The sequence below is a fragment of the Acidisoma sp. genome (genome assembly GCF_035492295.1).
Taxonomy (GTDB): domain Bacteria; phylum Pseudomonadota; class Alphaproteobacteria; order Acetobacterales; family Acetobacteraceae; genus Acidisoma.
In genome coordinates, this window is the sequence record NZ_DATJJK010000240.1 from 1 (window position 1) to 17,609 (window position 17,609).

Sequence of the window (17,609 nt, forward strand, 5' to 3'; positions counted from 1 at the left end):
ACAGAGCGTGACGGGGCGTCCCGGCCCGCGACCGGCCCATTCTTCGGCCAAGATCAAGGATGTGACCTTCATGCGGCGGATTGCGTTGACCGGGCTTCTTCTCCTTTCCGGTTGCACCGGATTCGGCCATTTCGTGAGCGATACGCACACTCTCAAGAAGGATCCCAATGCCCCGACGGGGAACAGCCTCAGCATGCAGCGGGCTCAGGGAAAGCCGGGGGTCGCTCCAGCCATCGTGCCCGAACAGGGTCAGGTCTGGCCGACCGCCATCCCGGCGATGCCGACACTGGCCGATATCCAGAAGCAGATGGATCTGAACGGCAATGGCGTGCCGCAGCTCGGCCCCGTGCCCTCGACACCCGGTCAGCTGCCGAATCTGAACACCCTGCCCGGCATGCAGGGCGTGAGCCCGATGCCGAACACGCCGGCACCCAGCACCACTCATACGGCGCCTGCGCCCTCCGCCGGCGCACCGCCCGACCTCACCATGCCCAAGGTCGGCACCACGATCCCCACCCCGATGGGCTCGGCTACCATCACGGGCGGGTCGGCAAACTATCAGACGCTGGCACCGATCAACGGCCAGTCGGGCGCGATCCTGATTCCGAACGGCAACGGTACCAGCACGCTCGTCATGCCGAACGGCACCATCAGCACGGTGAACAGCCCGCATTGAGACGGGGCCCGACCCTTCCCCGGGCCCCCGATGGACAAGGGAATTGGGATGACGGTCGATCTTCTTTATTTCGCCTGGGTGCGGGAACGCATCGGCCGAGCGGCAGAGCAGATTACGCTGCCAGCAGATGTCGGCACCGTTGGCGGTCTATTGGACCATCTGCGCGCGCGCGGTGGCGGCTATGCCGAGGCGCTGGCCGAAACCGCGCGCATTCGTTGCGCAGTAAACCAGGATTTCGCACAGCCTGAGGCGCGGATTGCGGCCGGCGACGAGATCGCGATCTTTCCCCCAATCACCGGAGGCTGATCCGATGGCCGTCATCCGCGTGGGGCCTGAGGATTTCGACATGGCCGCCGAACTCGCCGCTTTGCAGGAAGATGCGGGCGATGCCGGGGCCATCGCGTCCTTCCTCGGCATCGTTCGGCGCGGCGTGGACAATCCCATCACGGCGATGACTCTCGAACATTATCCCGGCATGACGGAGCGGGCGATCGCCGCCATGGCGGCGGAGGCGGAGGCGCGCTGGTCCCTGGCTGGCTGTCGCATCCTCCATCGCACGGGGCGGATCGCGGCGGGCGGCCGGATCGTGCTGGTGGCGACGGCCGCCCCCCACCGGCAGGCTGCGCTTGAATCGACGGCCTTCCTGATCGACTGGCTGAAGGTCGACGCGCCTTTCTGGAAGAAGGAGCATCGTCAGTCGGGCGATGGGCAGTGGGTCGAGGCTCGGGAAGCCGATGATGTGGCCGCGTCCCGCTGGGGTAAGGGCCCGGCGGTCCGGTCCTGATGGCTTCACGCCGCGGTTTTGCGGGGGTGGGCGTGCAGCGGGCTTGGCGGGCTCCATACATCGGGCAGGCGCGTTCCTAGCGAGCGGCGGATTTCCTCAGCTAGTGGCTGCGGGTCGGCCTTCAGGCTTGTGCTCACGACCTCTTCCCAGGCGAAAACGTCCGTCACCTTTGTCGGGTTGCGCAGCAGCAATTCGCGCTTCACGAAGGGGTAGCCCGCCCGGATGAGCTGACGCCAGAGATCGATCGACGGGTTGAGCGGGATCGGCCGCCGGCTGGCGCAGCGCAGGATGCGGTCGGCATGCTCCGCCTCGGCATGCAGCCGCGCGTCCTGCCCCTTGGTCAGGTCGTCCGCCTCGACGAGCTGCTCCAGCCGGTTCAACTCCTCGGCGTCGAGCAGGGAGGTGTTCGGATAGAGCGCGGCGATCGAGATGCCGCCGCGCGCGAGGGCGCGGGTGAAGCCGACCTCGCAATGGCGGATTACCCAGTCCTTACAAGGAATCGGCCGGACGGAACCCCAGAAGCGCCGCCAAGCCGCGCTCCGGATCGCTGTTTCCCCGCAGGCGAGGAAGAAGGACTGCAGATGATAATGGTGCTGCCAGCTCTCGGTGATGCCCCAAAGATCTGCCCGGTTGAAATCGATGGTATCGAGCAGCGGCCTGAGATCGCTGAAGGGGCCATAGACGCTATCATTGACGAGATAGATCGCACGCGTCTCAGCGCGCGGCAGGCCGAGCGTGTCGAGCGCGTCACGCCAGGCGCCGAAATCGTAGCCGATGTTGCGGCGGATAAGGACGGAGGCGCAGTGCCGGCGCAAGAACCCTTTGTCCTCGTCCCGGATGAACCCCGAATTGGTCACGAAGACGACGGAGAGTCCGGCCTCCTCGAGGCCGCGGATGAAATCCCGTGTCGCTGGGACCACCCGTCCCTCGGCATCGAAATGGACAAAGAGCACCACGTCGCGCCCGAGTGGACGGGCCGTATCATCGTAACGCTCAATTACCTGATGGGCGGAATGCAGGAACCCCAACGGAAAGGCTATGGCGATCTTGCTCTGCACCACGATCTCATGCGCAAGCAGGCGCAGCGGATGGATGAGTGGCCGCGCGCGCGCATAGAGCGCGCGACCGGCATGGCGGGATAGATTCCAGGCCGCCAGCCAGCGATTATCGGCATGGCGAAAGCGCCGGACCAGGAGCCGCCACGTAATCGGCTCGCCCAGTACATGCCCGCCACGAACCGTTGAAACTCTCTTGTGGTTACCCACGAAATCCTTGCCTCAATCGGTAGAACGCCTCCCGAGCGAAAGCCCGAACTGAGCTAATACCAGCGTTGTTACCATCGAGTGACATTTGAGGCCGACCTTCCGCGCGCGCAAGCCTGATGGCGCAAAACGGACGCTCGGCGTGGATCAAAAATTCGATGGCACGGTCAATGATCCCGATGCGGCCGGCGCCCGTCGGGGATTCCGGCAGAACCGCCAGGGCCGGCAGGGCGGAACCGCGACCGTCGGCCGCGAGGCAGAGCGCCTCTTCGGCGCGGGCCACCCAAAGGATCTGTCGCGTTTGCATATCGCCGATCTGCATCGTCTCAAGCCAGGTCCAAAGCGGACCACACACCGATCCTATCGCGGCGAATCGTGGCAAAAGCCGGGCTCTTGGCTCCCCCTCGCCGAGGCGCTGATATGCGCGGGCCAGCATGATGGCAGCCAGGTTGAATGGCATGCGCGCGGCGAGTTCCTCCAGGTCATGGGTACCGGCCACCAATACCGGCGCCGAGATTGTATCGAGATCAATATTATATCGCGCGCGCAGGGCTGGACCAAGCTTTTCCCAGATCCGGCTGGCGGCGGCCTTGTCCTGGGCGCAGACGGCTTCGAACAGAGCGCGACCGGCAAAGCCGATATAGAGGTCATCGGGGTCCGGCCGTGCCTCGGCCCGCTCGGTCAGATAGCCGATGACGATCGCCTGGCGCCGGGCCGTGTCCTCCTCGAGATCGAGGGGCAGCGGCGAAGCAAAAGCGGTGAGCTTCCATCCGTCGCTCGTGACCCGGACATGGGGGAAGCCGGCGCGGCGCAGAAGGAGCGCCAGGCTCGCTTCGCTTTGCAAAATAAGATGGAGGCCGACGGTCAGCGTCGCCTGCAGCACGGGCTTGGCGATGGCGGGTCTGACAGCCGCGACGTCCGGCGTCGTCAGCACGGCGACCCCGTCCGCCGCGAGGCCCCGGCGAATCTCGCGCAGAAACGTCAGCGGGTCTGGAAGATGCTCCAACACCTCGGTCGCCATCACGATGTCGCAGCTGCCGTCCGCGACCGTCGTCGGGTCGAAATAGGCGGCGGTGATGTCGAGTCCGAGCATCTGACGCCCAACCGCGGACAAGGCCGCGGGGTCCATACCGCGGGCCTGCCAGCCCATGGCATGCGCCGCGGCGTCGAGCCCGAAGCCGAAGCCGCAGCCGATCTCGACGTAGCGCGCGCCGGGGGCTTTGCGGATATGGGCAAGGATGTCGGCGAAAATCCCGAGTGCGGCGCCCTGCTGCAGGAAATAGGTGGTGGAGGCAGCCGACATGCCCTCTTCGCCGTAATCGGCGACGGTCTGATCCTCATAGAACCCGGCACCACAGGCGGGGCAGGAGAGCAGCTGCCAGGACAGTGCGGCGGCGGGCTGTGATCGGCACAGCAGGGGCTTGGTGCCCGGCGCACCACAATTCGGGCAGGGCATGGAGACAGGCAGGGCGCCTGCCGCTTCGTCGGGCCACAGGAAATCGGCGGCCACCTGGCTATTCACCACGCTGGGGTTCCTCCGGAAGGGGTGCGCATTCCCCCGCCGGCACGGTACCCCCGGGCGGAACCGGGCGGGAGACCCGCGCTCAAGCTCTCAGTCCAGGGTCCCGGAAGGAGGGCCCAGCGGGGCGCCGGGCCGGATGTGGATCAGGCGGCGTCTTCGCGACGGTCGCGGATTTTCACATAGGCGAGTTGGGCATGAGCGGCGCAATAGGGTTTGCCGTGGACCGCCGCGGCATCACAGAAATGGAATCCGGGCTTGCCGGGTTCGCCCATGGGCCAGCAGCAGGCTGAGACGCGGGTCACCGGGGCGGGCGCGACCGCCGTAAGGCGGCGGGCCGGGGTGGCCTTGGCTGCCGGCATACTGGCTGGTCCCGCGGCCGGCGTCAGAGAGGGTGCCGAGGGCAGCGGGGCGAGTGTCGGCCCGGTGGCGCGCGGCGCAGGCGGCGTACTGCCGGTGGCACGATCGCTTCGGCGGATCGGCGAAGGGCGGGGCGAGAGATCGAGCCGATGGGCCTTGCCGACCACGGCGTTCTTGGAGATACCCAGGCGGCGGCCGATCTCGGCCGTGGAGAGGCCTTCGGACCAGAGCGATCGCAGCTCGGTGATAATTGTCTCGTTCCACTCCATCTCGTGGTCCCCCGCCTCGATTCCTACTAGATAATGTATCCGCCTCGGAGACAGCCGCCAATGGTTGAGTGCATGGCAGCGCGAGAAAGCTGTGGACAAGTTGATTTCGGTGCCTTGCCCGGAGTTCACGTTCCCGTGCAACTGGTGGAAGCGGCCGTTGCAGACTATGATGAAAGGGAGGGAAGGCGGCTTGCCGTGAGGCTGCCCCCGTGACACGAAGCTTGGGGCGTTTCCCCGAGGAGGCAAAATGGGCTCGTTGAGCATCTGGCATTGGCTTATCGTCATCCTGGTCCTGCTGCTGCTCTTCGGCAGCGGCAAGGTCAGTCATTTGATGGGCGACTTCGCCAAGGGCATTAAATCCTTCAAAAAGAACATGGCCGAGGAGGACGATGCCTCCATGGCGGCTGACAAGGACAAGCCTGCCGATCGCCTTTCGGCCCCCCCGGGAGAGGCGACTTCCGCCACGACCGCGAGCCGTCCGGCCGAGACGGTTCGGAACTGAACCTCGGCAGCAGGACGTCGTCGGGTGATGATGGCGGATGGTTTGGCAGCCGGGGGACTTGCTCCCCGGCTCGTGCAACAGGCGGACGACCTGGTTCCGCCCGCGGTGGCGGAAGCCTTGGTCTCCGTCGGGCGGCGCATGGACGCGCGCGGCTGGGTGCCGGCAACCGCCGGCAATCTGAGTGCGCGCCTGGCCGGTGACCGGCTGGCCATCACCCGCAGCGGCGTCCACAAGGGCTTTCTGTCCCCCGCCGACATCATGGCGGTGGACTTCGCCGGGCAAAGCCTCAGCCCCGGCCTCAAGCCCAGCGCCGAGACCCTTCTGCACTGCCAGATTTACGAACTCTGGCCCGAGGTCGGCTCGGTCCTGCACGGCCACTCGGTGCCGGCGACGGCGCTGACTCTCGCCCTTGCCGGAGCCTCGGCGATCCATCTCGAGGGCTACGAGGTTCTGAAGGCCTGGAACACGATCACCACCCATGAAATGTCGGTCGCTCTCCCGGTGATCGAGAACGATCAGGACATGCCGCGTCTGGCGGCGCGTCTCGCCCCGCTGCTGAAGGCCGGTCATGCGCCGATCGGCTATGTTCTACGGGGCCACGGCATCTATGTCTGGGGTTCGGATGTGAACGCCGCCCTCTATCGGCTGGAGGCGCTCGAATTCCTGCTCGCGACTGAAATCGAACGGAGGAAGCTCGGATGAGCCGCCTGACCATCTATTCCGACGACGCCCCGGATTCGCCTCTGCTCAAGACGGAGGAGGCCGACGTTATCACGCGCGAACTGAACGCGATCGGCGTGCGCTTCGAGCGCTGGGACAGCCCGGTCGCGCTGTCCCCGGACGACGACGCCGACAAAATCCTTGACGCCTATCGCCCCTATCTCAACGGGCTGATGGGGGAATCGGGGGCCGGTTCGGCGGACGTGATCAAACTGACCCCCGATCATCCTCAGGCCGCCCCGCTGCGTGAGAAATTTATCAACGAGCATCGCCATACCGAAGACGAGGTGCGCTTCTTCGTCCATGGTTCGGGCAATTTCATCCTGCATCTGAACGAGCGCATTTACGACGCGCATTGCACCGCGGGCGACCTCATCAGCGTGCCGGCCAATGTGAAGCATTGGTTCGATGCCGGGGAGCGGCCGTTCTTCACCGCGCTGCGCATTTTCACCGATACTTCCGGCTGGGTGCCGCATTTCACCGGAGACGATATTAGCACGCGCTTCCCGGCAGCCTGAGGCATCATGGATCTGACCGAACGCGAGCCTGAGGAAACCGGTATGACGGTGACCCATCCGGTCGAGGCCGTGCTGCTCGACATCGAAGGCACTGTCACGCCGATCTCCCTGGTAAGGGAGAGCCTCTTTCCCTATGCGCGGGCACGGCTGGCCGAATTCCTGACCGCCCATGCGACCGAACCTGCGGTGGCGGAAATTCTCGCGCAGACCCGCGCGCTGGAACCCGAAGCCGATCCTGTCGCGACGCTTACGCGTTGGAGCGATCTCGACGAGAAGGTGACGCCGCTCAAATCCTTGCAGGGGCTGATCTGGCGGGAAGGTTATGCCGCGGGTGATCTGGTCGCGCAGTTCTATCCGGAAGTGCCGGCGATGCTGCGCTACTGGAAGCGGGAAGGCCTGCCGCTCTTCATCTACTCTTCGGGTTCCGAGGAGGCGCAGCGCGGCATTTTCGGCCATAGCCAGGATGGTGACCTGACGCCGCTTTTTGGCGGTTTCTACGACACGCGGGTGGGGGCAAAGCGGGAAGCCGCGAGCTATAGCGCCATCCGCGCCGAGATCGGCCTGCCCGCCGGGCTTATCCTGTTCCTGTCCGATGTCGAGGCGGAACTCGATGCCGCGGCGGCGGCCGGCTTTCGTACCTGCCAGTTGGTGCGGGAGGAGGACGGCACCGTGCCCTCGACCCGGCATCGCACGGCGCCCGACCTGCACGAGGTCGCGCGGCTCTTCACCCTGCCGCAGCCCGCCTGACCGATCTTCTCTCCGGCCTCGATCTGCCCGAACCCGTTCCGGATCTGCCCCCGGGCATGGTGTTGTGCCGGGGCCGGGCCGGGCCCCAGACTCTTCTGCCCCTGATACGCGACATCGCGCAGGTGGCTCCCTTCCGCTTCATGACGACCCGGCGGGGCGGCCGCATGGCGGCTGCCATGACCAGCGCCGGGGCCTGCGGTTGGATCTCCGATCACCGCGGCTATCGCTATGAGAGTACCGACCCCGAGACCGGAAAACCCTGGCCCGCCATGCCGGACGCATTTCGCGCGCTTGCCCGGGACACGGCGGCAGAGGCTGGTTTTCCGGATTTCGATCCGGATACCTGCCTCCTCAACCGCTATGCGCCGGGGGCCGGGATGGGTCTTCACCGCGACGGGGACGAGCGGGATTTCGCGGCTCCGATCGTTTCCGTCTCTCTTGGTCTGCCAGCGGTCTTTCTGGTCGGCGGCTTAGAGAAAGCCGAGAGGGCGCGGCCTGTGCCGCTCCAAAGCGGGGACGTGCTGGTCTTCGGCGGGCCGGCGCGGCTTCTCTTTCATGGGGTCAGGCCGGTGAAGCCCGGGGCGGATCCGGTTTTCGGCCCCTTCCGCTACAACCTCACTTTTCGACGCGCGAGGTAGGAATGACCGAGGCGATTGCGCAGCTCTCCACCCGTCTCGTCTACGAGAATCGCTGGCTGCGGTTGCGGGAGGATCGCGTTCGTCGGCTGGACGGTTCGGAAGGGATCTATTCCGTGCTGGAACGCGCGGATTTCGCGGTTATCTGTCCGATTCAGGCGGGGCGCCTCTTCCTCGTCGAACAGTTCCGCTACCCCGTTGGCGAACGGGTCTGGGAATTTCCCATGGGCACCTGGGAATGGCGCGGGGATGTCGACCCCATGGCCCTCGCCGCCGGAGAGTTGCGCGAGGAGACCGGGTTGATTGCAGGAACACTCGTCCAAATCGGCGAGGTTTTCCAGGCCGCCGGCTATTCCAGCCAAAGGGGCCGGGTCTTCTTCGCGACTGATTTGACGGAGGGCGAGGCGGAGCCAGAGCCGGAGGAGCAGGACATGCGGCGGGGCAGTTTCGCCGTCGCTGAAGTCGAAGCGATGATCCGAGGCGGCGTAATCCGCGATGCCATCACCATCGCGGCCTTCGCCCAGGCCCGGCTGCTGGCATTGCTGTAACGGCCCATGCGCCCCAGCGCTCGACAAAGTGCATCTACGGACCAGTTAGTCTTATGCATAACAATTTCCGCGGATTGGCGTTCTTTTCCGCCAGCCGCTAAAGCTTCACGATCTTCGACTCCCCGGTCGGGGCATTACCCCAGGCGAAAGCTGTTCAAATGAAGCACACCATCGCGCTCGTGGATGACGACCGCAACATTCTTGCCAGCGTGTCGATGACGCTGGAGCAGGAGGGCTTTCAGGTCCGGACCTATACGGATGGCGAAAGCGCGCTCCAGGGTCTCATCTCCCGGCCCGTCGATCTGGCCGTGCTCGACATCAAAATGCCGCGTATGGATGGCATGGAGCTACTCCAGCGGCTGCGGCAGCGCAGCGCCCTGCCGGTGATCCTGCTCACCAGTAAGGACGAGGAGGTGGACGAGCTGATGGGCCTGCGCCTGGGTGCGGACGATTACATCAAGAAGCCCTTTAGTCAGCGCCTGCTGCTGGAGAGAATCCGCACGCTGCTCCGCCGCAACGAGGTGAGCCGCGCCGAAGGCTCAGGCGCGGCGCCGACCGGCGTCATGGTGCGCAGCGATCTCACCCTCGACGAGACCAAGCATCAGTGCCTGTGGAAAGGGAAAGACATCCAGCTGACGGTAACCGAATTCCTGCTGGTCAAGGCGCTGGCCGCCAGGCCCGGCATGGTGAAATCCCGAGACCAGCTGATCGATGCCGCCTATGGCGAAAACATCTATGTCGATGATCGCACGATCGACAGCCACATCAAGCGCGTGCGCAAGAAGTTCCGTGTCGAGGACGAGAATTTCGATCAGATCGAGACGCTCTACGGCATCGGCTATCGCTACAAGGAGAACTGATGCCTGACGGCGCCGCCCTTTCGGGTTCGGGTCAGGCCGCGGCCTCCGCGCCAGTCCCGGCCATGGCCCCCCGGCGGCGGCTGGCCTCTCCCTTCCTGCGGCGCATTCTGCTCGTCAACGCACTGCCGTTGGCGCTGCTCGTCATCGGCCTGCTTTATCTCGATCAATATCAGAACGGGCTCATGGATGCGGATGTCGCCTCGCTGCGCGAGCAGGCGCGCATCTATGCCGGCGCGCTCGGCGAAAGCGCCGTGCAGCAAACCGCGTCCGGCGACCATGCTGCGCTGGTGCCCGATCTCGCCCGGCCGCTGCTCTACCGGCTGACCGACCCCACGCCCTACGCCCAAGCCCGGCTGTTCGGGCCTGACGGCAATATCGTGGCCGACAGCCAGGTGCGGGAAGGGGCGGGCGGCGCAATCGTGACCGAGCCGCTGCCGCCACCCGCGAGCGGCGGACCGGTGAGCCGGCTGGTGAGCTGGTTCTATGATCACGTGCTGGCCTGGGCACCGACAGCAGGCGGCATCCCGGTGCGCCAGCTGGACAAGGCGGACGGCGCGGACTGGCAGCCCGATCTCAAGGCGGTACTGGCGCTGCGCGGCAAGGATACCGGGCAGGAGGTACCCCCCTTTATCCGGCGCACGCCCGACGGCCGGTTGCTGGTGACGGTCGCCGAACCCGTGACGCATGACAATCAGACCGTCGGCATGATCCTGCTAACCCATGATGCCCGGCGTGTGGACCAGGCGGTGCTTTCGGTGCGGATTTCCATCCTCGGCCTGTTCTTCGTGGCGCTGATTCTGACCGTCCTGTTGTCCTGGTATTTGGCGCAGACCATTGCCCGCCCCATCCTGCGTCTCGCTATCGCTGCCCAGGACATGCGCGAGGGCCATGGCCGCACCGGCAGCGTGCCGCCGAGCCTGCTGGACCGCGGCGACGAACTCAGCATCCTCGCCCGTGCGCTTGCCGATTCCGCTGCCGCCCTCTGGGGCCGGATGGATGCAATCGAACGTTTCGCGGCCGATGTCTCGCACGAGATCAAAAATCCGCTGACCTCCATCCGCAGCGCAATCGAAACGTTGCGCCGGGTCGAGGATGCGAATCCGCGCCGTAACAATCTCCTCGCCATCATGGCGGATGACGTGCTCAGGCTCGACCGTCTCATCACGGATATTTCGGATGCCTCCCGTGTCGATGCCGAAATCTCCCGCGCCGCACCCGAGCGGCTGGATATCGCCGCCATGCTCGGCGCGCTCGCCGACATTGATGATGCAACGCGCCAGGCCGGTGCGCCCGTGCTCGCCATGAAGGCGGATGTGAGACCCGGCATCGCGGTCGCGGCGGTGGAAGGCCGATTGGTGCAGGTTCTGGGCAATCTCATCGGCAATGCGCGGTCCTTCAGCCCGCCCGGCGGACGCATCGAACTGGAGGCGCATGAGTTGCCGGAAGGGATGGTGGAAATCTCGGTGTCGGACGAAGGGCCCGGCATTCCGGAGGGCAAGCTCGAAAGCGTCTTCGAACGCTTCTATTCCGAGCGGCCGGAGGGCGAGAGCTTCGGCAAGCATTCCGGACTTGGCCTGTCCATCAGCAAGCAGATCATCGAAGCGCTGAACGGACAGATCCGCGCGGAGAACCGGCGCGATGAGGAGGGGCGCGTGCAGGGCGCCCGTTTCGTCATCACCCTGCCGAAGGCGCCCTGACACGTAAAAGCCCGGCGCGAGGGTCGCGCCGGGCTTTGTGTTTGCTCGGGTTCGGCGGCGGCGATCAGCCGAAAGCGGGCCGATGCCCCTGGGCCACCGGCGCCTTCATTAGCTGCGGCGCCTGGACGGGCTGGCGGCGGGGTGCAGGCTCCACCAGTCGGGGCTCGGCGTGGCGGGGAGCCGTCATCGGGAAATTTCCCTGGAAGCTGAGGCTCACGAAGATATCGGTGAAAATCCTGTTGATCGTTGACATGGCTTTGTTCTCCTGAGCCAGAGAGAACACCTCTTTCGCATAACGCTCAAACGAGCTTATCGTCACGTTCGAATAACATAGAGTTATGCGATGCGGCGTGGCCGGATTCCTCTGACTGCCCTTCGAAGCTTCGAGAGTGCCGGACGGCTGCTCAGCTTCAGCGCCGCCGCGACGGAGCTATTCGTGACCCAGGCGGCGATCAGTCGCCAGATTCGAGAGTTGGAAACTACCCTCGGCACCAGGCTCTTTAACCGGCATCATCGTGCCGTCACCCTGACGGAGCCAGGCGCGAAGCTGCTCGCCCGCCTTTCCGAAAGCTTCGATTCGATTGCCGATGCGATGGAGGAGGCTCAGGCCGCCCCCATCGTCACCGAACTCGTGGTCAGCGCTGAGCCAGGCTTCGCCGCCTGCTGGTTGGTGCCGCGCCTCGGCCGCTTTCGCGCTGCCCGGCCGGATATCGAGGTGGAGGTGCTGGCCGATCCGCATGTCATAGAATTCCGTGCCTCCCGGGTTGATCTTGCTGTCCGTTACGATCCTGTGGAGGCGGACTGGCCGCGCGTCGATGCCGAGCCGCTGATGCCGAGCCGCGCGACCCCGGTTCTGGCGCCGAGCCTGCTCGCCGCCGGCCCGGCCATCCGGGTTCCCGCCGATCTGCTCCGCCACACCCTGCTGCACGATGACGAGCGGGAGGGCTGGAACGCCTGGTTGACGGCGGCGGGGGTAGGGGCGGTGCCGCTCGCCCGCGGGCCGGTTTTCAACGATCATGCGCTGGTGATCCAGACCGCGATCCGCGGTCAGGGCATCGCGCTCGGCGACATCGCGCTGGTGGCCGAGGATGTCGCGGCGGGGCGGCTGATCGCGCCCTTTCCCCTGCGGATCGAGACCGGGGGTTATTGGCTTGTGGCGCCGGATCTCGCCAATCTCGGCCCAGCCGCCCACGCCTTCGTGGACTGGATGAAGGCCGAGGCGGCTGAAACTCAGGCCATGCTCGCGGCGGCCGAGTTCAGGCCTGCTTGATCTCGATCAGGCTGCGGCGGATTTTTCGCCCGCGCAGCACGCGGTCCTCGATATAGCCAGCATCCCCCCAGCGAATGGCCCGCGCCATGGCCTGGGCATCCTCGGTAAAGCGCGCCAGCATCTCCAGCAGCGCCTCGCGGTTGTTGAGGAAGATGTCCCGCCACATGACCGGGTCCGAGGCCGCGATGCGGGTAAAATCACGGAAGCCGGACGCCGCGAAGCGCAGCACCTCCTGGCGGGTTTCATCCGCCAGATCATCCGCCGTGCCGCAAATGGTGAAGGCGAGGAGATGCGGCAGATGGCTTACCACAGCCAGCACCCGGTCGTGATGCGCGGGTTCCATTTCCTCGACCATGGCGCCCAGCCGTTCCCAAAGCGCCACGACGCGGGCGACGGCCGCCGCATCGGTGCCGGCGGGCGGCACGACGAGGCAATAGCGGCCCTGGAAGAGGGTCGCGAAACCCGCATCGGGGCCTGAGAATTCAGTGCCGGCCAGCGGGTGGGCGGGCACGAAATGCACGCCCGCGGGGACCACCGGCCCGACATCGCGCACGACCGAGATCTTGGTCGAGCCGACATCGGTGAGGATCGCACCCGGTGCCAGATGCGGCGCTATGACGGCTGCGACATCGGCCAGGGCGCCGACCGGCACGCAGAGCATGACACAATCGGCGCTTGCCACCGCAAGGGCAGGGTCCGCTTCCACCCGGTCGGCGATGCCGAGTTCGGCAACACGCGTGCAGACCGCTTCGCTCGCATCGCAGGCGACGATTTCGGCGGCTGCCCCCGTCTCCCGCGCAGCTCGGGCGACCGAACTGCCGATCAGTCCGAGGCCGATGAGGACGAGGCGCTGGAAGATGGGCTCAGCAACGGCCTCAGGCGTGTTCGTGTCTGATGTGGTCAGCTCAGGCACTGGCGTCGGCCGGCAAATTGGCACGGGCCTTGAAGGCGCGGAGGCAATGCATCACGGCGGCACATTCCTCATCGGTGCCGATGGTGATGCGAAGGCATTGCGGCAGGCCGTAGGAGGCGACGACCCGCGCGATGATGCCATCGGCGCGCAGGGCGGCATCGGCCGCGCGGGCTTCTTCCGCGGTGCCGAAATCGGCGAGCACGAAATTGCCTTCGGACGGCCAGACATGGATGCCCGCCTCCGTCAGCGCCTTGGTCACGCGGCTGCGGGCGACGGTGTTATGGGCGCGCGAGATTTCCGCCCAGCGCGGTTCCGCGAGCGCCGCGATGCCGGCGGCGACGGCGCTGTTGTTGATGTTAAAGGGCGGCCGCAGCCGGTTCAGCACGTCAACGACATTGGCCGGCCCGTAGCACCAGCCGAGCCGTGCGCCGCCCAGGCCCCAGATCTTGCTGAAGGTGCGGGTCATGACGGTGTTCTCGCCCGCTTCCACGAGACTGAGGCCGCCATCGTAATCCGGCCGCTCGACATATTCGGCGTAAGCCGCGTCGATCACCAGCAGCACATGGCTGGGCAAGCCCGCGCGCAGCCGCGCAAGCTCGGTCATGGGCAGGAAGGAACCCGTCGGATTGTTCGGATTGGCGAGGAAGACGATTCTTGTCTTCTCCGTCACCGCCGCGAGCAGCGCATCGACATCGGGGACGAGGTTTTCCGTCTCCGCCGCCTTTCGGACCGTGCTGCCGGCGAGGGTTCCGAAGATCTCGTAGATCGAGAAGCCGTATTGCGACATCAGGATCTCGGTATCCGGGCCGCCATAGGCCTGGACCAGCAGGCTGAGGATCTCGTCCGATCCGTTGCCGCAGACGATGCGCGCCGGATCGAGGCCGAAATGACTGCCGATTGCTTCCCGCAGGGCGCGGGCGCCCCCGTCCGGATAGCGCGCCATCATCTCCGCGCCGGCCGCGATTGCGGCGCGCGCCGCGGGCGGCGGCCCGAACGCGCCTTCGTTGGACGAGAGCTTGATGATGCGGGAGACGCCGGGGATGGTCGATTCGCCGCCGACATAGGGGGCGATGGCCATGATCGCGGGGCGGGGCTCGGGGCGGCGGGTTTCGGTCATGCGGCAAACTCCTCGGCAATGGCGACCGCATAGGCGCCGACGATCAGAGCTGGGCTCTGCAACCCGGCGATTTTGGCAAGGCGGGGGTCGTCCGGGGTCACGAAGCCTTCGACTTCGAACAACAACTGAGCCACCGGCGCCCCGGCCGGTCGGTTGACCAGGATGGAGAGCGGCCGGAAGCCTGCCCCCGTTACGGCATTGGAGAGGCTACCGAGGCTCACCTGGGATTCCATTTCAACGGCGAGAAGGGAGATGTCCTCGCCGGAAGGATCGGCCGGCGTATTGGCGACGATCAGCGCCTGGACGGAGGGTGCGCCCTCCGGCCTTACATTCCAGAAGGGCAGGCGGGCCACGACGTGAATGCGGCCCTTGGTATTCTGCTGCAGCAAGCCTGGCCACCAGCCAGGGCTATTGCTGCCGTCTCCCGCGCCTTCGCCCGGCAGCGGCAGGATCGCGACGCTCGCGCGGCCGTCCACCACCTCGCCGATCGCCTGAGAGGGGCTGCGATAGATGCGCATCGGTGTCAGCGCACCGAGATGCTCCCGGGCTGCTGCCTGGAAGCGGCCATCCATGGCGGGGTCGCAGACCGCGACCTGCACATTGTGCTGCTGGGCGATGGAGGACGCGAAAATCTCCCGCCAGATGCGGATGACGGCGGGGGTGGGGAGCGGCCCGTGAGGGCGCCCGAGCAGGCGGCGCAGGATCGCCGCCTCCCGCCCGGGACGCAGCGGCCCCGCCCCCATTTTGGTGGCGGCTACGCGTTTCACGACCTGCGCCCGTTCCGTCAGAAGGTCCAGAATGCGGTCGTCCAGCGTGTCCAGCTCCTCCCGAAGGGCGGGTAGGCTGTCGACAACAGCGGCAGAGACAGGCTCTGTGCCAGGAATGGCTTCGGCGGAAGACGACATCGATGCTTGACCGGTGATTTCGGAGCATCGACTGATACCGTAACCGCCCTCCGAAGCAAACAAGGGGGGCCGCAGATGTCGTGCGCCCGCATGGCTGCCCCGGCTTGTGCGACCGATCGAAATCCTTCTGGTCTGCCGCGCCCCAGAGCCGCATTGCCGGCTGCCGCCTCTCATCCTATCAGAATGAAATGGACCAGCTGGAGCCCTTCGCCGAAATCGCGCATCAGGCCATCGTCTTCACCGAGGGGATGGCGCTGGACTGCGGGCGTTCGTTGCACAGCCTGACGGTCGCCTATCGCACCTATGGCCGGCTCGACGCCGACCGGCGCAACGCGATCCTCATCTGCCACGCGTTGACCGGCGACCAGTATGTAGCAGAGACGCACCCGTTGACCGGCCGCGCCGGCTGGTGGTCCACCCTCGTCGGGCCCGGTCTGCCGATCGATACCGATCGCTTTTTCGTGATCTGTGCCAATGTTCTGGGCGGCTGCATGGGCAGTACCGGCCCGCGAAGTCCGCATGACGACAAACCGGGCGAGCCCTGGGGCCATGAGTTTCCTCCCGTCACCATCCGCGACATGGTGCGCGCCCAGAAGATGCTGGTGGAGCATCTGGGCATCGACCAGCTTTTCGCGGTCATCGGCGGTTCCATGGGCGGGATGCAGGTGCTGGAATGGGCGGCGACCTATCCGGAGGCGGTCTTCGCTGCCCTGCCTATCGCGACCGCCGCGCATCATTCGGCTCAGAACATCGCCTTCAACGAGGTCGGCCGCCAGGCGATCTTCGCGGATCCCGATTGGTGCGGCGGGGAATACTGGCGGGCCGGTGCGATCCCGGCGCGGGGTCTCGCCGTCGCCCGCATGGTCGCCCACATTACCTATTTGAGCGAGGCGGCGCTGACCCGGAAGTTCGGCCGGCGGCTGCGGGATGCGACGAGCCTCACCCTGCTCGGCGACAAGTTCGAGGTGGAAAGCTACCTGCAATATCAGGGCAGCGCCTTCGTGCGTCGTTTCGATGCCAATTCCTATCTTTCCATCACCCGGGCCATGGATTTCTTCGACATCGCGGCCGAGCATGGCGGCGATCTGTTCCGTGCCTTCCAGGGCAGCCGCACGCGCTTCTGTCTCGTCTCCTTCAGCTCGGACTGGCTCTTCCCGACGACCGCGAGCCGGGAGGTCGGCAATGCGTTGATCCGCGGCGCGGCCAATGTCAGCTTCGTGGAAATCATGAGCGACAAGGGGCATGACGCCTTCCTGCTCGACGAGCCGGACTTTCATCGCACCATCGCGGGCTTTCTCGCCGGCTGCGCTGAGCATCGTGGTCTCGCCCCCCGGGAGCGTGCCTGATGCCGGATGGGGAACCGCGCGTGGGAGCCGGAGAGCGGACCGCACGCGCCATGCGCGTCGATCTGCAGCTCATCGCTGATCTGGTCAAGCCCAAGTCCCGCGTGCTCGACATCGGCTGCGGCGATGGCGCCTTGATCGGTCATCTCTTCCATACCCGCGGCTGCGATGCGCGCGGGCTGGAACTCGACATGGCGCTGGTGACGCGGGCCGTGGCGCACGGGTTGCCGGTAATGCAGGGAGATGCGGATACCGATCTTGTCCACTATCCAGACCAGGCCTTCGACTATGTTGTGCTCTCCCGTACCCTGCAGGCGGTGGAAAGACCGCTGGAAGTGCTGCGCCAGATGCTGCGCATCAGCGAGCGGGCGATCGTGAGCTTTCCTAATTTCGGCCACTGGTATTTGCGCGCGCAACTTCTGCTGAGTGGCCGCATGCCGATGACGAAAAGCTGGAACCGGATGTGGTACGAGACGCCGAACATCCATCCCTGCACGATCCAGGACTTCTTCGACCTCTGCCGGGCCGAAGGATATGTGGTGGAGCAGTGGCTGGCAGTGGATGACGAGGGGCACCGCGCGCCCTGGCGGCGCTTTCCGCACCTCGCCAATCTCTTCGGCGAGCAGGGGCTTTTCGTTCTGCGCCGCCGATAAAACTCCCCTCAGGCCATGCGCTCGCGGCCGTTTTCGAAGCGCATGGACGCGATGAGCCTGTGCAGGCGAACGGCTGCTGGAGACAGCGCATCGTCCTGGCCGCGGACAAGCAGAACCGGCTCGACCGAGCCGGAATCCGCAATCGTCACCTGCCGCAGGTGCTGGCCGTCATAGGAGGTGGTGGAGCGCGGGCTGGTATAGGACAGGCCGACGCCGAGCCCGTTCGCGGCAAGGCTGCGCATCGTCTCCGTCGTGCCGGCATGATGGGCGATCCGCGGGTGCAGCCCGGCGCGTTCGAAAAGCTGCAGCAT

At 66.0% G+C, this 17,609-nt stretch carries 22 protein-coding genes; 14 read left to right on the forward strand and 8 right to left on the reverse strand.

What is annotated here, in order from left to right:
- The 3 genes from VL752_RS17885 to VL752_RS17895 all read left to right on the forward strand — a co-directional run.
- Positions 1-676: hypothetical protein (locus VL752_RS17885; protein WP_325357224.1), on the forward strand; the 676-nt coding region annotated here is incomplete at its 5' end.
- Positions 677-724: 48 nt separating this feature from the next.
- Positions 725-982, forward strand: a complete 258-nt coding sequence (gene moaD / locus VL752_RS17890; RefSeq protein ID WP_325357225.1) for a molybdopterin converting factor subunit 1 — start codon at positions 725-727, stop codon at positions 980-982.
- A gap of 4 nt (positions 983-986) precedes the next feature.
- A complete protein-coding gene (locus tag VL752_RS17895) occupies positions 987-1,460 on the forward strand; it encodes a molybdenum cofactor biosynthesis protein MoaE (RefSeq protein WP_325357227.1) in 474 nt (157 codons plus the stop codon).
- Between the two features lie 5 nt (positions 1,461-1,465).
- On the opposite strand, the gene VL752_RS17900 is transcribed toward VL752_RS17895, so the two are convergent.
- The 3 genes from VL752_RS17900 to VL752_RS17910 form a co-directional block, all read right to left on the reverse strand.
- Positions 1,466-2,725 (reverse strand): rhamnan synthesis F family protein, encoded by a 1,260-nt coding sequence (locus VL752_RS17900; protein WP_325357229.1) that lies wholly within the window; start codon positions 2,723-2,725, stop codon positions 1,466-1,468.
- A complete protein-coding gene (locus VL752_RS17905; RefSeq protein WP_325357231.1) occupies positions 2,718-4,247 on the reverse strand; it encodes a methyltransferase domain-containing protein in 1,530 nt (509 codons plus the stop codon). The genes VL752_RS17900 and VL752_RS17905 overlap by 8 nt, the downstream gene beginning before the upstream one ends.
- Before the next feature lie 140 nt (positions 4,248-4,387).
- Positions 4,388-4,870: a GcrA family cell cycle regulator gene (locus VL752_RS17910; RefSeq protein WP_325357233.1), complete on the reverse strand. Its 483-nt coding sequence runs from the start codon at positions 4,868-4,870 to the stop codon at positions 4,388-4,390.
- 247 nt (positions 4,871-5,117) lie between these two features.
- On the opposite strand from VL752_RS17910, the gene VL752_RS17915 reads away from it, so the two are divergent.
- The 8 genes from VL752_RS17915 to VL752_RS17950 all read left to right on the forward strand — a co-directional run bounded on the left by VL752_RS17915 (position 5,118) and on the right by VL752_RS17950 (position 11,097).
- Positions 5,118-5,372, forward strand: a complete 255-nt coding sequence (locus VL752_RS17915; protein WP_325357235.1) for a twin-arginine translocase TatA/TatE family subunit — start codon at positions 5,118-5,120, stop codon at positions 5,370-5,372.
- A gap of 30 nt (positions 5,373-5,402) precedes the next feature.
- Positions 5,403-6,074 carry a methylthioribulose 1-phosphate dehydratase gene (locus tag VL752_RS17920; protein ID WP_325357262.1) on the forward strand — a complete coding sequence of 224 codons (672 nt, stop codon included), beginning with the start codon at positions 5,403-5,405 and terminating at the stop codon, positions 6,072-6,074.
- Positions 6,071-6,610, forward strand: coding sequence for a 1,2-dihydroxy-3-keto-5-methylthiopentene dioxygenase (locus VL752_RS17925; RefSeq protein ID WP_325357236.1), 540 nt, complete (start codon positions 6,071-6,073; stop codon positions 6,608-6,610). Before VL752_RS17920 ends, VL752_RS17925 begins: the two co-directional genes overlap by 4 nt.
- A 6-nt stretch (positions 6,611-6,616) precedes the next feature.
- Positions 6,617-7,357 carry an acireductone synthase gene (gene mtnC / locus VL752_RS17930; RefSeq protein ID WP_325357238.1) on the forward strand — a complete coding sequence of 247 codons (741 nt, stop codon included), beginning with the start codon at positions 6,617-6,619 and terminating at the stop codon, positions 7,355-7,357.
- Positions 7,358-7,413: 56 nt separating this feature from the next.
- Positions 7,414-7,995: a DNA oxidative demethylase AlkB gene (alkB, locus tag VL752_RS17935; protein WP_325357240.1), complete on the forward strand. Its 582-nt coding sequence runs from the start codon at positions 7,414-7,416 to the stop codon at positions 7,993-7,995.
- A gap of 2 nt (positions 7,996-7,997) precedes the next feature.
- Positions 7,998-8,540 (forward strand): NUDIX hydrolase, encoded by a 543-nt coding sequence (locus tag VL752_RS17940; protein WP_325357242.1) that lies wholly within the window; start codon positions 7,998-8,000, stop codon positions 8,538-8,540.
- 158 nt (positions 8,541-8,698) lie between these two features.
- Positions 8,699-9,400 carry a response regulator transcription factor gene (locus VL752_RS17945; RefSeq protein ID WP_325357244.1) on the forward strand — a complete coding sequence of 234 codons (702 nt, stop codon included), beginning with the start codon at positions 8,699-8,701 and terminating at the stop codon, positions 9,398-9,400.
- Positions 9,400-11,097 (forward strand): stimulus-sensing domain-containing protein, encoded by a 1,698-nt coding sequence (locus VL752_RS17950; RefSeq protein ID WP_408863166.1) that lies wholly within the window; start codon positions 9,400-9,402, stop codon positions 11,095-11,097. The genes VL752_RS17945 and VL752_RS17950 overlap by 1 nt, the downstream gene beginning before the upstream one ends.
- A gap of 64 nt (positions 11,098-11,161) precedes the next feature.
- On the opposite strand, the gene VL752_RS17955 is transcribed toward VL752_RS17950, so the two are convergent.
- Complete coding sequence (locus VL752_RS17955; RefSeq protein ID WP_325357246.1) at positions 11,162-11,350, reverse strand: hypothetical protein; 189 nt, start codon at positions 11,348-11,350, stop codon at positions 11,162-11,164.
- A 90-nt stretch (positions 11,351-11,440) separates the two neighbouring features.
- Here VL752_RS17955 and gcvA point away from each other — a divergent pair, with 90 nt between their 5' ends.
- The gene (gene gcvA / locus VL752_RS17960; protein ID WP_325357248.1) at positions 11,441-12,367 is read left to right on the forward strand and encodes a transcriptional regulator GcvA; all 927 of its coding nucleotides are present in this window, start codon (positions 11,441-11,443) and stop codon (positions 12,365-12,367) included.
- Here the strand turns inward: gcvA and VL752_RS17965 are convergent.
- Genes VL752_RS17965 through pheA form a run of 3 tightly spaced genes read right to left on the reverse strand, consistent with a single transcriptional unit; the run spans position 12,354 to position 15,302 of the window.
- The gene (locus VL752_RS17965) at positions 12,354-13,280 is read right to left on the reverse strand and encodes a prephenate/arogenate dehydrogenase family protein (protein ID WP_325357250.1); all 927 of its coding nucleotides are present in this window, start codon (positions 13,278-13,280) and stop codon (positions 12,354-12,356) included. The two genes, gcvA and VL752_RS17965, sit on opposite strands and share 14 nt — an antisense overlap.
- Positions 13,273-14,397: a histidinol-phosphate transaminase gene (gene hisC, locus VL752_RS17970; protein WP_325357252.1), complete on the reverse strand. Its 1,125-nt coding sequence runs from the start codon at positions 14,395-14,397 to the stop codon at positions 13,273-13,275. Before hisC ends, VL752_RS17965 begins: the two co-directional genes overlap by 8 nt.
- Positions 14,394-15,302 carry a chorismate mutase gene (pheA, locus tag VL752_RS17975; RefSeq protein ID WP_325357254.1) on the reverse strand — a complete coding sequence of 303 codons (909 nt, stop codon included), beginning with the start codon at positions 15,300-15,302 and terminating at the stop codon, positions 14,394-14,396. Before pheA ends, hisC begins: the two co-directional genes overlap by 4 nt.
- Positions 15,303-15,490: 188 nt before the next feature.
- Here pheA and metX point away from each other — a divergent pair, with 188 nt between their 5' ends.
- Together metX and metW are read left to right on the forward strand one after the other, a co-directional pair.
- Complete coding sequence (gene metX, locus VL752_RS17980; RefSeq protein ID WP_325357256.1) at positions 15,491-16,648, forward strand: homoserine O-acetyltransferase MetX; 1,158 nt, start codon at positions 15,491-15,493, stop codon at positions 16,646-16,648.
- 50 nt (positions 16,649-16,698) lie between these two features.
- Positions 16,699-17,298: a methionine biosynthesis protein MetW gene (metW, locus tag VL752_RS17985; protein ID WP_408863167.1), complete on the forward strand. Its 600-nt coding sequence runs from the start codon at positions 16,699-16,701 to the stop codon at positions 17,296-17,298.
- An 8-nt stretch (positions 17,299-17,306) separates the two neighbouring features.
- Here the strand turns inward: metW and VL752_RS17990 are convergent.
- The coding region (locus tag VL752_RS17990; RefSeq protein ID WP_325357260.1) for a LysR substrate-binding domain-containing protein at positions 17,307-17,609 on the reverse strand (303 nt) is incomplete at its 5' end.